Annotated in this window: 12 protein-coding genes; 9 read left to right on the forward strand and 3 right to left on the reverse strand. The window is 71.6% G+C overall.

The annotated features are described in order from the left end of the window. Positions 1-38 precede the first annotated feature (38 nt). Entirely contained in the window at positions 39-911 is an 873-nt protein-coding gene (locus tag ABZ016_RS26590; RefSeq protein ID WP_356919207.1) for a carbohydrate ABC transporter permease, read from the reverse strand. Next, entirely contained in the window at positions 905-1,897 is a 993-nt protein-coding gene (locus ABZ016_RS26595) for an ABC transporter permease subunit (protein WP_356919208.1), read from the reverse strand. Before ABZ016_RS26595 ends, ABZ016_RS26590 begins: the two co-directional genes overlap by 7 nt. 232 nt (positions 1,898-2,129) lie before the next feature. On the opposite strand from ABZ016_RS26595, the gene ABZ016_RS26600 reads away from it, so the two are divergent. The 3 genes from ABZ016_RS26600 to ABZ016_RS26610 all read left to right on the forward strand — a co-directional run bounded on the left by ABZ016_RS26600 (position 2,130) and on the right by ABZ016_RS26610 (position 5,399). Then, positions 2,130-3,119, forward strand: coding sequence for an acetylxylan esterase (locus tag ABZ016_RS26600; protein ID WP_356919209.1), 990 nt, complete (start codon positions 2,130-2,132; stop codon positions 3,117-3,119). Between the two features lie 95 nt (positions 3,120-3,214). Beyond that, positions 3,215-4,129, forward strand: a complete 915-nt coding sequence (locus tag ABZ016_RS26605; protein WP_356919210.1) for a LysR family transcriptional regulator — start codon at positions 3,215-3,217, stop codon at positions 4,127-4,129. Positions 4,130-4,340: 211 nt separating this feature from the next. Next, a complete protein-coding gene (locus tag ABZ016_RS26610; protein ID WP_356919211.1) occupies positions 4,341-5,399 on the forward strand; it encodes a lytic polysaccharide monooxygenase in 1,059 nt (352 codons plus the stop codon). A gap of 70 nt (positions 5,400-5,469) precedes the next feature. Here ABZ016_RS26610 and ABZ016_RS26615 read toward each other — a convergent pair whose 3' ends face one another. Then, on the reverse strand, positions 5,470-6,417 hold the full coding sequence (locus ABZ016_RS26615) for an aminoglycoside phosphotransferase family protein (protein ID WP_356919212.1): 948 nt from the start codon (positions 6,415-6,417) through the stop codon (positions 5,470-5,472). A gap of 240 nt (positions 6,418-6,657) precedes the next feature. On the opposite strand from ABZ016_RS26615, the gene ABZ016_RS26620 reads away from it, so the two are divergent. The 6 genes from ABZ016_RS26620 to ABZ016_RS26645 all read left to right on the forward strand — a co-directional run. After that, entirely contained in the window at positions 6,658-9,402 is a 2,745-nt protein-coding gene (locus ABZ016_RS26620; protein WP_356919213.1) for a SpoIIE family protein phosphatase, read from the forward strand. Continuing rightward, positions 9,399-10,481 (forward strand): substrate-binding domain-containing protein, encoded by a 1,083-nt coding sequence (locus ABZ016_RS26625; protein ID WP_356919214.1) that lies wholly within the window; start codon positions 9,399-9,401, stop codon positions 10,479-10,481. Before ABZ016_RS26620 ends, ABZ016_RS26625 begins: the two co-directional genes overlap by 4 nt. A gap of 15 nt (positions 10,482-10,496) precedes the next feature. Then, on the forward strand, positions 10,497-11,276 hold the full coding sequence (locus tag ABZ016_RS26630) for an ATP-binding cassette domain-containing protein (RefSeq protein WP_356919215.1): 780 nt from the start codon (positions 10,497-10,499) through the stop codon (positions 11,274-11,276). After that, positions 11,267-12,571 carry a sugar ABC transporter permease gene (locus ABZ016_RS26635; protein ID WP_356919216.1) on the forward strand — a complete coding sequence of 435 codons (1,305 nt, stop codon included), beginning with the start codon at positions 11,267-11,269 and terminating at the stop codon, positions 12,569-12,571. The genes ABZ016_RS26630 and ABZ016_RS26635 overlap by 10 nt, the downstream gene beginning before the upstream one ends. 120 nt (positions 12,572-12,691) lie before the next feature. Further along, on the forward strand, positions 12,692-14,044 hold the full coding sequence (locus ABZ016_RS26640) for a sugar ABC transporter substrate-binding protein (RefSeq protein ID WP_356919217.1): 1,353 nt from the start codon (positions 12,692-12,694) through the stop codon (positions 14,042-14,044). Further along, positions 14,041-14,225 (forward strand): hypothetical protein (locus tag ABZ016_RS26645; RefSeq protein WP_356919218.1); only part of this gene is annotated, 185 nt, incomplete at its 3' end. The genes ABZ016_RS26640 and ABZ016_RS26645, both read left to right, overlap by 4 nt.

Consider the following 14,225-nt stretch of genomic DNA (forward strand, 5'->3'; position numbering starts at 1 on the left):
AGACTCCTTTGTTCCGTCAGCGAGTTGGGGGGGCGGCGTCAGCCCTTGACCGCGCCGAGCATCACGCCCGAGACGAAGTAGCGCTGGACGAACGGGTACACGCACAGGATCGGCAGGGCGGTGAGGACGATGGTCACCGACTGGATGTTCGCGCCGACCTGGCTGAGCTGCTCGGTGCCGGCCCCCGCGTTGCCGCCGCCGGTGGCGCCCTGGATGAGGTTGCGGAGGTAGACCGTGACCGGCATCAGCTCGGTCCGGTCCATGTAGAGGAACGCGCTGAACCAGGAGTTCCAGAAGGACACCGAGTAGAAGAGGACCATCGTCGCCACGACCGCCTTGGACAGCGGCAGCACGATCCTGAGCAGGGTGCCGTACGTGCTCAGGCCGTCGATCTGCGCGGCCTCCTCCAGCTCCGTCGGCAGGTTCTCGAAGAACGCCTTCATCACCAGCAGGTTGAAGACACTGATCGCGTTCGGCAGGGCGATCGCCCAGACGCTGTTCTTCAGCCCGAGGCTGGTGACCAGGATGTAGTTCGGGATCAGGCCGCCGGTGAAGAACATGGTGAACACGGCGACCCCGACGAGGACACCACGGCCCTTGAGGTTCTTCTTCGACAGCACGTAGGCGTAACAGGTCGTCAGCACCATCGCCACGGCCGTCGCCACCACCGTGTACAGCACGGTGTTGCCGTAGTTCCGCCAGAACATCGAGTCCTGGAAGACGATCTCGTATGTGGTGAGGTTGAACCCCTTGGGCAGCAGGGTCACCTCACCGGCCCGGATCTGCCGCTCCCCGCTGAAGGACCGCGCGAGGATGTTGACGAAGGGATACAGGGTCACCAGCACGACGAGGGTGAGGACCACCCCGTTGACCCCCTGGAAGACCCGGTAGGAACGACTCGGCTTCACCACAGGCTCGTCCCCACTGTGCGACGCGAGAGCTGGTTGGCGGACGTGATGAGGACCAGGCCGATGATCGCCTCGAACAGGCCGATGGCGGCGGCGTAGCTGAAGCTGTTGGACTCGACACCCGAGCGGTAGACGTACGTCGAGATCACGTCGGCGGTCGGATACGTCAGCGGGTTGTACAGCAGCAGCACCTTCTCGAAGCCGACCGCCATGAACGTGCCGACGTTGAGGATCAGCAGCGTGATCATCGTGGGCCGGATACCGGGCAGGGTGACGTGCCAGATCTGCTGCCAGCGGTTGGCTCCGTCGATGCGCGCGGCCTCGTACAGGTCCTCGTCGATGGTGGTGAGCGCGGCGAGGTAGAGGATCGTGCCCCAGCCGGCGGTCTGCCAGATCTCCGAGCCGACGTAGATCGTGCGGAACCACTCGGGCTCCTGGATGAAGCGGATCGGGTCGTGGCCGAACCAGTCGAGAAGGTGGTTGACGGGGCCGTCACTGGCGAGCATCTGCATGGTGATGCCGGCGACGATCACGATCGACAGGAAGTGCGGCAGGTACGACACCGACTGGACGAACCGCTTCAGGGAGCGCCGGCGCACCTCGTTGAGGAGCAGCGCCAGCACGATCGGAACCGGGAAGCAGAACAGCAGGGTGAGCCCGCCGATCCACAAGGTGTTGCGGAACACCTGCCAGAAGGTGGGGTCGTTGAGGAACATCTGCACATAGCGCAGCCCCACCCACTCCTCGCCGAACATCGAGCCGCCCGGCTCGAAGCGCCGGAAGGCGATCACGTTGCCGATCATCGGCAGATAGCGGAAGACCAGGAAGAACAGCAGCGGCAGCACCGCAAGCGAGTACAACTGCCAGTCACGGCGCAGCGCCCGGCGCCATCCGGTCCGGGCGGGTGCCCGTCTGCCGCGACGGGGTGCGGCTCTGGCCGGAGGCGGGTCCTGGGTGCCCGGCGGGGCCGACGTGGTGGACGTGCTCATTGCTCGGGCCTCCCGTGGGCATGGGACGCGGAACCGAAACTTTCGAGCTCTTACCGGTAACTTCGCGGCAACCTATGGCCACCAGAAAGCGCTGTCAATGGGTGCTGCGCCTGTCGTACGGGGCGTCCGGGTCGCGTTGAATTCCCGTCGAAGCTGGGTAGACCCCAGAGGCCCATCACCCGTTGTCCGTCGCAAGTTTCTGGATGCCCACCGACTCCTGCGAGGTGCCGCCGTGCCCGCGTTCGACCTGCCGTTGACAGAACTGGAGCACTATCGCCCGGACGTGGAGGAGCCCGCCGACTTCGACGCGTTCTGGCTGAACACCCTGAAGGAGGCCGGGCAGACGGATCCCCTGGTGTCGGTGCGGCCGGTGCAGACGGGTCTGCGGCTGACCAGGACCTGGGACGTGACCTTCCGGGGCTTCGCGGGCGACCCGGTGCGGGCGTGGTTCAGTCGTCCCGCCGGGGCCGGTGAACTCCTGCCCGCCGTCGTCGAGTTCGCCGGGTACGGCCGCGGGCGCGGGCTCCCGCACGAGCGTCTGACGTGGGTCAACGCCGGGTACGCGCATCTGCTCATGGACAACCGCGGCCAGGGCGACCAGTACGGGTGCGGTGGTGAGACGCCCGATCCGCACGCCACGGCTCCCGGCGGGCCCGGCGCGGCCGTTCGCGGGCTGCTCGCGCCCGAGGACTACCACTACCGGCGGCTCATCACCGATGCGGTGCGGGCGGTTTCGGCGGTGCGGGAGTTGCCCGGGGTGGATGCCGGGCGGACCGTCGCCGTCGGGAACAGTCAGGGGGGCGGGCTGGCCTTGGCCGTGGCCGGACTCGTTCCCGATCTGGCGGGTGTGCTCGTCAGCGCGCCGTTGCTGTGCGGGATCCGGCGGGCGCTGGATCTCACGGACGCGGGGCCGTACGGAGAGATCGCCGCGTATCTGTCCGTCCATCGGGGGGCTGAGCAGAGCGCGTATCGCACGCTGTCCTACGTCGAGGGCGTCTCCTTCGCCCGTCGGGCGCAGGCGCCGGCTCATTTCGGGGTGGGGTTGCGGGATGCCGTGTGTCCGCCGAGTGGGGCGTATGCGGCGTTCAATCGGTACGGGGAGCTGGCGGGGGCTCGGTCCGTGAAGGACCTTCATGCGTATCCGTTCAACGGGCACGAGGGTGGGGATGCGGTGCATGTTCGCCGTCAACTGGACTGGGTGGCGGGGGTGCTTGCGCCGTAGGGGTGCCGGTCCGGTGTCGAGTGCGGGTGTGCCTGGGCTGATCGCGCAGTTCCCCGCGCCCCTTATCGGGCCGTTGTTGGTAGCCTCGTCGCGTCGTGAGGTATCCCAGCATCCAGCAGTTGCAGCTGTTCCTGCTCCTCGCCGAGGAGTTGCACTTCGGGCGGGCGGCGCGGCGGGCGTTCATGGCGCAGCCCACGTTCTCGCGGCACATCACCGCCCTGGAGGAGCGGCTGGGTGTCGTCCTGGTGGACCGTACGACACGCCGGGTGGCGCTCAGCGCGGCGGGCGAGGCGCTCGTGGGGCGGGCACGGACCGTGGTGGAGGCGGCCGACGAACTGCGCCGTGAGGCCGAGGCGCAGGCCGGCGCGGCGGCGGGCCGGATCGTGATCGGCTCCCTGGAGGCGATCACCTCGATGGACCCGATCCCGGCCGTGCTGGACGAACTGCGGGAAGTGTGGCCGCAGTTGACGGTCGACGTCGTACGGATGGGGTTCGACGCCGGCCCGGCGATCCTGCGGGGGGACGTCGACGCGGCATTCCTGTTCCTGCCCGTGCCCGACGGCGTCCAGACCCTGACGCTGGCCGGCGGTCCGCGGTGCGCGGCGATGGCCCACGACCACCCCCTCGCCGCCCGGGACGCGGTGACGCTCGCGGACCTCGCCGACGAGCCCCGCATCGGCTGGTCGGAGCAAGTCCCCAAGGTGTTCCGTGACTTCTGGTCCGGCGGCCCGCGGCCGGACGGCCGCCCGATGCGGTTCAGCCGGCACGCGATCGTCGACTACGAAAGCGCCCTGCCGCTGATCGCCATGGGGCAGGGGATCCAGCTGCCGCCCGGCGCTACCCGGTGGCTCTACCCGCGCCGAGGCGTGTCGTACGTCGACGTCACCGATCTCGAACCCTGGACGGCCGTGCTCGGGTGGCTGCCGAGCCGCCGGGACGAGCCCCTCGTGGCAGCCCTGCGGCAGGCGGCCGGACGTGTGCTGCGCGGGCCTTTCCGCGACGGGGTCTGACCGCCCGTCCTCTGCCGCAGCCGTTTACAACTGCGCCGCCCGGCGCTAACTTCCGCAACAGCGGGGTGGGAGCGCTCCCATATCGGTGGACCGGAACCCGCCCTCGAGCCGTTCCCACCTCGCGCATCCGCGCACACGCATCCGCAGGCCCGTTACCCCATGAACGGATGATGCTGTCATGATCCTGACAAAACCGTCGGACGGATCCACGATGCCCCGACCAGCGCTCCCCTCCCGGGCCAGAGCCCTCTTCCTGGTCCTGCTGGCCCTTCTGGTCACCGTCCCGGCCCTCGGCCTGGTCATGACGGCCGGTGGTGAGGCGGAGGCGCACGGCACCCCCATGAAGCCGGGCAGCCGCACGTTCCTGTGCTGGCAGGACGGTCTGACCGACACCGGTGAGATCAAGCCGGTCAACCCGGCGTGCAAGTCCGCGCAGCAGGTCAGCGGCACCACGCCGTTCTACAACTGGTTCTCGGTGCTCCGCTCGGACGGCGCCGGCCGCACCCGGGGCTTCGTGCCGGACGGCGAGCTGTGCAGTGGCGGCAACCCCAACTTCACCGGGTTCAACAAGCCGAGCAAGGACTGGCCGCTGACGCACCTCACCTCGGGGGCGACGGTGGACTTCTCGTACAACGCCTGGGCGGCGCACCCGGGTTGGTTCTACGTCTACATCACCAAGGACGGCTTCGACCCGACCAAGCCGCTCACCTGGAACGACATGGAGGAGCGGCCGTTCCTGAGCGTCGACCACCCGCCGCTGAACGGCTCCCCCGGCACGGTCGAGGCCAACTACTCCTGGACCGGCAAGCTCCCCGCCGGCAAGTCGGGCCGCCACATCGTCTACATGGTCTGGCAGCGCTCGGACAGCCAGGAGACCTTCTACTCCTGCTCCGACGTCGTCTTCGACGGCGGCAACGGCGAGGTGACCGGCATCAAGGAGCCGGGCAACCCGTCCGAGCCGGTGCCCGGCACGTGCACGGCCACCCGGAAGACGACCGGCACCTGGAGCGGCGGCTACCAGTCCGAGGTGACCGTCACCAACACCGGGAACGTGCCGATGCTCGGCTGGATGGTCGACTGGACGCTCCCGGCCGGGCAGAAGGTCGAGAGCCTGTGGAGCGGCAACGCGACGTACAACGGCCAGGCGGTGATGGTCCACAACGCCGGCTGGAACGGTTCCCTGGATCCGGGCAGAAGCACGACATTCGGCTACGTCGTCTCCGGTGCCGGGGGTGACGGTACGACGAGCCTGCCCTGCCGGGTGGGCTGACCCGCTGCACGAGGCGGGCCCGGTGACCGGGAGGGCCGGTCACCGGGCCCGTCGGCATGCCTGGCCCTCCTCACGCGGGCGCGGGTGACCCGTGGGTGAAGCCGTCGTCGGCCGTCGCCACGAGGCGGCGCAGGGTCTCCTGGGCCGGTGGGCCCCAGGTGGGTTTGCCGCCGGGGCGGCCATGGGTGCCGGCGTCCCCGATGAGGAGGCAGGCGAGGGCGCGCCCCACGGCCCAGCCGCGGGCGCGGCGGACGGTGGCCGGGTCGGCGGCCGGACGGTACGCGGCGAAGAAGCGGTCGGCGGCGCCGTCCGGGAGCAGGGTCCAGGCGGCGGCGAGGTCGCAGGCCGGGTCGCCCGCGCAGAGGTCGCCGAAGTCGATCACGCCGCAGAAGGTGCCGTCCGCGGTGAGGACGTTGGCCGGGTGCAGGTCTGCGTGGATCCAGAGGGCCGGGCCGGACCACTCGGGGGCGGCGACGGCGTCCTCCCAGACCGCCCGGACGCCGTCCGGGTCCGGGACCAGGCCCAGCTTCGTGACCATGGCGAGGTGCTCGGCGAATCCCTCGGCACCGTCGGCGAGGGGGCCGCCGCGGCCACGGCCGGCGGGAGCTCCGTCGGGTGCGGGGCGGTGGAGAGCCGTCAGGAAGGCGGCGAGGGCGTCGGCCGATTCCGCGGCCCGGGTGGCGGGGGCGTGGTCGGCGGGCGTGCCCTGCACCCAGGTGGTGACGATCCAGGGGCGCGGGAAGCGCTCGGAGGGTTCACCGAGGCGCTGCGGGACGGGGACCTCGAGGGGGAGGTTCCGGGCGAGGCCGGGCAGCCAGGTGTGCTCCTTGCGGAGCAGCGTGTCCGCGTCGGGCGTGGCGTAGGGCAACCGGACGGCCAGGTCCTCACCGAGGCGCCAGAGCTGGTTGTCCCAGCCGCGCGCGCCGAGCCGCAGGGGACGATCGGCCAGATCGGGGTGCTGGTCGCGCAGCAGGTCCCGGATCAGTGCCGCCGTGATCTCGATCTCCGTGTGGGCCATGCGACGCAACGCTAGCGGGGCGGCGGTGCATGCCGTCGGGTGTGCGGGCGGAAACGGCCGGAGGTGCCGACTCCGGCCGGCCCTTACGTCTCATATGTCGGTGTTATCCAGGTGTGCGATTCTGTTGTGAGGGTGCCCTGCCGCTCAGGTGCGGCGTGGGACCGCCGCGTCGTCGTCGTTCGAGTTCCGGGGACTCCCACCTGCCGGTGGCCGCGGCATGGACGGGAGGTGGATGCGGAGATGCCCCACTACGGCGATACCAGGGCGACCGTCCCCGGTCCGTCTCGTCCTCCCGCGCCGGAGGCCGCCGCGAGGGAGCGGGTGCTGGCGTTCGCCGGGGTGGCGCTGGCGGCGGTGTACGTGCGGAGCGAGGACGGTGCGGAGCTTCGGCTGGTGGAGTCGGCCGGGGCGGCCGAGCCCGGCGCGTGCGGCCTGCCGGGCGCTGTCCCGGTGTCCCTGGACTCCCCGGTGGCGGCTCCGGAGCCGGGCACCTCGGCCATGCCCTCCCCTGGTGCCGGACCCGGGCCCGGAGACTGCGGATGGGCCGTGGCCGACGCCTTCCGCGGCGGGCGGGCCCTGTGGCTCGGGGGTGCCGTGCTCACCGGCCGTCCGGGTGCCGCCACCACCAGCCCCCCGCTCGGAACGTTGCCCCTGGGGGCGGCGGGTGGGTGGCTGGGGTGCCTGGTCGTGGTCGGAGAGGCCGGGGAGGGGTTCGGGGCCGAGCAGCGGGAGTTCCTGGAGCGGTACGCCGACGCCGTGGCCGAGCGGCTGCGGGGCGAGGCCGACCGCACCGCCCCCGCGCCGCTGCTGGACTCCGCCCTGCGCGCCCTGGGGGTCGGCTCCTTCGCCCTGACGCCCGGCACCGGGCTGGTCGAGACGGACGCGGCCCTGCTCGAACTGGTCGGCATCCCCGAGGGCGGTTTCGACGGCAAGACAGACACCCTGCTCTCCTGCAGCGTGCCGGAGGACGTCCCCGCCCTGATGTCGGTCATCGAGCCGTCCGCGCAGGCTCCGGTGCGCCGGGAGCTGGAGTTCCGTATCCGCCGGCCCACCGGTGAACTGTGCTGGCTGCGGCTGACCTGCCGCGTGCTGAGGGGGCCCGAGGGCACTCCGGAGCGGGTGCTGGGCGCGGTGACGGCGGCCCCCGTGCTGCGCCGGGGCGCCAGCGACGTCGCCCGGATCCAGTGGCTGACGGCCGCGCTCGACGACGCCGTGACGGTCCGGGACGTCAGCCGCGTGGTGGTGGCCGCGCTGCGCGAACCACTGGCCGCCGACCGGGTGGCGCTGGCCGAACTGCTGGAGGACCGGCTGGCGGTCACCGTGCTCGATCCGCCGGGTGCCGGTGCCTGGCCGGAGCTGTGGCGCTCCGAGTGGCGTTCGGAGTGGCCCGACGCGCCGGTCTCCGCGCTGCCCACGCTGCAGGCGGCGCTGCGGGACGGCCGGATGAGCCTGTGGCCGGCGGGTACCGAGCTGGAACCCGGGCTCGCGGGGATCGGCCCCGGCGGTCTTGCGGTGCTGCCGCTGCCCGCGAAGAGCAGGATGGCCGGGGTGTGCCTGGTCGGCTGGGACACGCCGCACGAGTTCGCGCCCGAGGAGCGGGCGCTGCTGACGGCGACCGCCGGGCTCGTGGGGCAGGCCCTGAAGCGGGCGCACGCCTACGACGCCGAACAGGAACTCGCGACGATGCTCCAGCGCAGTCTGCTGCCGCGCCGTCTGCCCCGGCTGCCCGGGGGCACCGCCGTGGCCCGCTATCTGCCCGCCCGGCGCGGCCTCCAGGTGGGCGGCGACTGGTACGACGTGATCGCGCTGTCGGAGGGCAAGGTGGCCCTGGTCATCGGGGACGTGCAGGGACACAGCGCCGGAGCCGCGACGATCATGGGCCAGATGCGGACCGCCGTCCGGGCCTACGCCGTCGAGGGCCACCCGCCGGACGTGGTCGTCGCGCACGCCAACCGGCTGCTCGTGGGCATGGAGACCGACCTGTTCGCGACGTGCTGCTATGTCGAGCTGGACATGGAGGAGGGCAACGCGCTGTTCGTGCGGGCCGGGCATCTGTCCCCGCTGGTGCGTCATCCCGACGGCGGGACGGAGGAGGTCGCGGTCGAGGGCGGTCTCCCCCTGGGTGTCCTCGCGGACGCGGAGTTCCCGCTGACGGCACTGGCACTGGCCCCGGGCACGGTGCTCGCGCTGGTGACGGACGGCCTGGTCGAGTCGGCGGATCTGCAGGTGGACGAGGGGATGCGGCTCGTGCGCGAGGCGCTGGCCGCCGCCGACCCCTCCGACCCGGGGCGGATGGCCGACGCCCTGCTCGGTGATGCCGGGCGCCGGGAGGACGACGTGGCGTTGCTGCTGTTGCGCTACGACGGGATGCGGGTCCGGCCGGTGCGCTCCGGCTGGGTGGTGTGGCGGCTGCCGGACGCGGTCATGCACGCCCGCCGGTTCAGCGCGCGGACGCTGCGGTCCTGGGACGTCGTGGCCGAGGCCGACACCATCCTGCTCGTGGTGTCGGAGCTGGTCACCAACGCCCTCGTGCACACGCAGGGAGCGGTCCGCGTGGAACTGACCCTGGCCGCGGACCGGGTGCGGGTGACCGTGAGCGACTCCTCGCCCCGGGCCCCGGCCAAGCCGGTGGTCGTGGACTGGGAGTCGACGGGCGGCCGGGGGCTCTTCCTCGTCGAGGCCATGTCGACGGCCTGGGGCTCGGTCCCGGTCGGCGGCGGCAAGCAGGTCTGGAGCGAGGTCGTCGTGTCCCGGCCCGAAGCGGACCGACGGCCTCGACCGGAGTCGGAGCCGGCGACCGAACCGTGGATCGAGGCGGGCGGGGAACGGCCGCCGGGCAAGGAGCGGAGCTGGGGCATCGGCTGGAACCGGGACCGCGGCCGGGGCATGGGGTGGAGCCGGAGCAAGGGCCGGGACCAGGACCGGGGCCGGGAGGAGCAGGGAGGGACGGACCGGGGCCGGGCCGAGCGGGGAGGGGCGGGATGAGAGCGCACGGGTGGCGTGTGGCCGCCGGGCTGCTCGCGGGCGTCGTCGCCATGACCCTGGCGGGATGCGCCGAGGACGGCGGCGGGAGTGAGGACGGTCTGACCGTCGGGCTGCTGCTGCCGAGCCGGGCGGTGCCCCGCTGGGAGCAGTCCGACAAGCCCCTGATCGAGAAGCGGGTGAAGGAGCTGTGCCCCGACTGCACGGTGGTGTACGCCAACGCCGAGAACGACGCGGCGAGTCAGCGGCAGCAGATGAACTCCATGATCACCCGGGGTGTCTCGGCGCTGATCCTGGACGTCGTCGACCCCAAGGCCCTGCGCTCCTCGGTCCGGGAGGCGGACCGCGAGGGCATCCCGGTCGTCGCCTACGACCGGCTCGCCGAGGGGCCGATCTCGGGTTTCGTCAGTTTCGACGGCGGTCAGGTCGGCCGGCTCCAGGGCGAGGCGCTGCTGGAGGGCATGGGTGCCAGGGCCGACGGAAGGGGCGTCGTCATGATGAACGGCGATCCGTCCAGCCCCAACGCCGCCTGGTACGAGGGCGGGTCCCGCTCCGTCCTCCAGGACAAGGCGCGGATCCTCAAGTCGTACACCACGCTGGGGTGGCGCACGGAGAACGCGCACGACCACATGTCCGCCGCGATCAACGCCCTCGGCCCGGACCGGATCGACGGGGTGCTGGCGGCCAACGACTCGATCGCCGCGGGCGTGATCTCGGCACTCAAGAGCGCGCGCATCGCGCCGCTCCCCCCGGTCACCGGCCAGGACGCGGATCTCGACGCCGTGCGGCGCATCGTCGAGGGCGAGCAGTACATGACCGTCTACAAGCCGTTCCGGAAGGAGACCGACGCGGCCGCCGCGATGGCGGTCGCCCTGGCCCGCGGCAACGACCTGGGCGCCCTCGCCACGGCGACCGTGGACAGTCCCACCACCAAGGACGTCCCCGCGGTGCTGCTGAACCCGCTCCCCGTCACGCGGGACGACATCGGCCGGACGCTCGTCCGGGACGGCGTCTACACCATCGACCAGATCTGCACCCCGAAGCTCCGGCCCGCCTGTGACCGGATCGGGCTGACCCGATGAGGGAGGTGGTCCCCCGTGGCCCATCCGCCCGTGCTGGCGTTGCGCGGAATCTCCAAGCGGTTCGGCGGCGTGCAGGCACTCGTGGACGTCGACCTTCAGATCCGGGCCGGTGAGGTGGTCGCCCTGGCGGGCGACAACGGCGCCGGCAAGTCCACGCTCGTGAAGGTGATCTCGGGCGTCAGCCCCGCCGACCGGGGTGCCATCGAGTGGGAGGGGCGGCTCGTGCAGATCAAACGTCCGCACGACGCGCACGCCCTGGGCATCGCGACCGTCTACCAGGACCTCGCCATGTGCGACAACCTGGACGTCGTCGGCAATCTCTTCCTCGGCCGTGAGATCGACCGGGTGGGCGTCCTCGACGAGGTGGAGATGGAGCGCCGGGCCCGCGATCTGATGCGCGCGCTGTCGATCCGCATCCCCGACGTGCGGATGCCGGTCGCGGCGCTGTCCGCCGGGCAGCGGCAGGCCGTCGCGATCTCCCGCTCTCTCATGGGGGCGCCCAAGGTCCTGCTGCTCGACGAGCCCACCGCCGCTCTGGGGGTCGAACAGACCAGTCACCTGCTCGACCTCATCGAGGAGGTGCGCGACCACGGTATGGCGATCATCCTCATCAGTCACAACATGGGCGACATCAAGGCCGTGGCGGACCGGGTCGCGGTGCTGCGGCTGGGCCGCAACAACGGGTTGTTCGACGTGAGCACCGTGACGCAGGAGCAGATCATCTCCGCCGTCACCGGAGCGGCGGACAACGCCGTGGCGCATCGCTCCAAGGGCGACGAGGAGGCATGGCCGTGAGCCGGGGCGGGCCGCAGCGGGACGGCGAACCGGCCGGGACGGACCGCGGCCCCGTGCCGGTCACGGCCGACGGCCGGCCGCGCACCCGCGGCTGGCCCGGCAGCCTGCGCGACTACGCCCTGGAGGTCCGCGGCAGTGTCCAGGGCGTCGAGCGCGGGCCGCTCGTGGTCATCGCCGGACTGATCGTGATCTGGCTCGTCTTCCAGGCGCTGGACGACAAGTTCCTCTCCCCGCGCAATCTGTCCAACCTCAGCGTGGACATCGTCGGGACCGGCCTGGTGGCCGTCGGCATCGTGTTCGTGCTGCTCATCCGGGAGATCGATCTGTCGGTCGGCTCCGTCAGCGGTCTGGCCGGTGCCGCGTTCGCGGTGCTGAACGTGAACCAGGGGTGGCCGGAGTGGAGCGCGGTGGTCGTCGCGGTGGCCGTCGGCATGGCCGTGGGCGCCTTCCACGGGTTCTTCTTCGCCTGGTTCGGCGTGCCCGCGTTCGTGGTGACGCTCGCGGGGCTGCTGATCTGGAACGGTCTGACGCTCTACCTGCTGGGGGCGAGCGGCACGATCAACATCGACGAGGAAGGCCTGGTCGCCTCCCTGACCAGCCGGCACTTCGAGGACCCCGTGGCGGCGTACGCGGTGGCAGCACTCGGTACCGCCGGGTACTTCCTGGCCGCCCACCGCAAGCGCAGCCGCCACCGGGCCGCCGGGATGCCGTACCGGCAGACGGCCGAGATCTGGACGCGGACCGGTGTCCTCGCGCTGGTCGCCTTCGCCGCCGCCTACACCCTCAACCGCTTCCAGGGGCTGCCGCTCGCACTGCTGATCTTCCTGGCGGTCCTGGTCGTCTCGGACTACGTGCTGCGCCGCACCCGCTACGGCCGGCGTGTGTACGCGCTCGGCGGCGGGGTCGAGGCGGCGCGCCGCGCCGGCATCGGAGTGGAGCGGGTGCGGGTCGCGATGTTCATGGTGTCGGGGACGCTGGCCGCGTTCGGCGGACTGTTCGTGGCCTCGGGCCTCACCTCGGCGAGCCCCACGACGGCCCGGGCCGCCGGCTCGGGAATGCTGCTGATCAACGCGATCGCGGCGGCCGTCATCGGCGGGACGAGTCTGTTCGGCGGTCGTGGCTCGCCCTGGTCCGTGCTGCTCGGGGTGCTGGTCATCCAGTCGATCGCCTCGGGCATGGGGCTGCTGGGGGTGGAGGACGCCGTGCAGTTCATGATCACCGGTGGCGTGCTGCTGGCCGCCGTCGCGGCCGACGCGCTCACCAGACGCGCGGAGACCCGGCGGGGCCGACCGTGACGGACGGCGTGCGCCTCGTGCGCGATATGCCCCTTGTCTTGTGAAATGCCTGTTGAATGGCAAAGCTGGGTACTGGCCACGCGCGTGGTCCAGGACCGACGTCGTCTCCCCCGGAGTGCCATGAAACGGAGCCGTCTCGCCCGGCTGGCCGTGGCCGCCACGGTGGCCGTCGGCCTGGTACTCGCGGGGTGCGGTGGCTCGGACCAGCCCCGGGGAGATCAGGCCGATCTGAGCGTGCTCGCCATGGACGCGCCCCAGATGCAGACGCTCAAGAAGCTCACCAGGGAGCACTTCACCGCCGAGACCGGCATCAAGGTCGACTACACGCTGCTCCCGGAGAACGAGGCTCGGGAGCGCATGAACCGCGAGTTCGCCACCCAGGCCGGTACCTACGACGTGGCCAGCGTCAGCGCCTACGAGGTGCCCATCTACTCGGACAACGGCTGGCTGGCCCCGCTGGACCCCTTTGTGAGGGCGGACAAGGCCTTCGACCAGAAGGACGTCTTCCCCAACCTGGTGTCCTCGCTGACCGGGAAGGACGGCAAGCTCTACGCCGAGCCGTTCTACGGCGAGGGCTCGTTCCTGATGTACCGCAAGGACCTCTTCCGCAAGGCCGGACTGACCATGCCGCCGAACCCGACCTGGGAGCAGGTCGCCGACCTCGCCGCCCGGGTCGACGGGGCGGACGGCGCCAGCGGCATCTGCCTGCGTGGCCTGCCCGGCTGGGGCCAGAACCTCGCCCCGATCAACACGGTCGTCAACACCTTCGGCGGCGCCTGGTACGACATGAACTGGAACGCGCGCCTGACCTCGCCGGAGTTCAGGAAGGCCGTCGGTTTCTACGTCGACCTGCTCCGCTCCCACGGCCAGCCCGGCGCCGACCGGATGGGGGTGCTGGAGATACTGGACAGCTTCGTCGCGGGCAAGTGCGCGATGATGTACGACGCCACGTCGCTGGCCCAGTCGGTGGAGGCCGACGGGTCCTCGGTCAAGGGCAAGGTGGGTTACGTACCGGCCCCGCACGACAGGACCCAGCGGGCCGGCTGGCTGTGGACCTGGGCGTGGGGCGTCCAGCAGGCCTCCGACAACAAGGACGCCGCCTGGAAGTTCATCTCCTGGGCCTCCTCCAAGCAGTACCAGGAGCAGGTCGGCCAGGAGCTGGGCTGGACCTCGGCACCCGCCGGGAACCGCAAGTCGCTCTACGCCAACCCCGAGTACCAGCAGGCGGCCGGCGCCTGGTACCGGCAGGAGTACACGGCGGCCACGGACTCCGCCGACCCGAAGAACCCCGGCGTCGCCAAGCGCCCCTACACCGGCATCGGCTTCCTGGGCATTCCCGAGTTCGCCGTACTCGGCACCGCGGTCTCCGAGCAGATCGCCGCGGCCATCGCGGGCCACCAGTCGGTGGACAAGGCCCTGGACAAGTCCCAGGACCTGGCCCAGGCCGCGGCGGCGAAGTACCGCGGGGGGTGAGCTCCGCCGGTCGAGCGGGCCGTCACGACGCCCAGGGGTTCAGCGTCGCGGCGTTCACCCACCTGCGCGAGCGGGAAACGCGGCGCGAGCGGGAAACGCGGCGCGAGCGGGAAACGCGGCGCGAGCGGGAAACGCGGCGCGAGCGGGAAACGCGGCGCGAGCGGGAAACGCGGCGCGACGT

It is taken from the genome of Streptomyces sp. NPDC006372 (genome assembly GCF_040612515.1).
GTDB lineage: Bacteria > Actinomycetota > Actinomycetes > Streptomycetales > Streptomycetaceae > Streptomyces.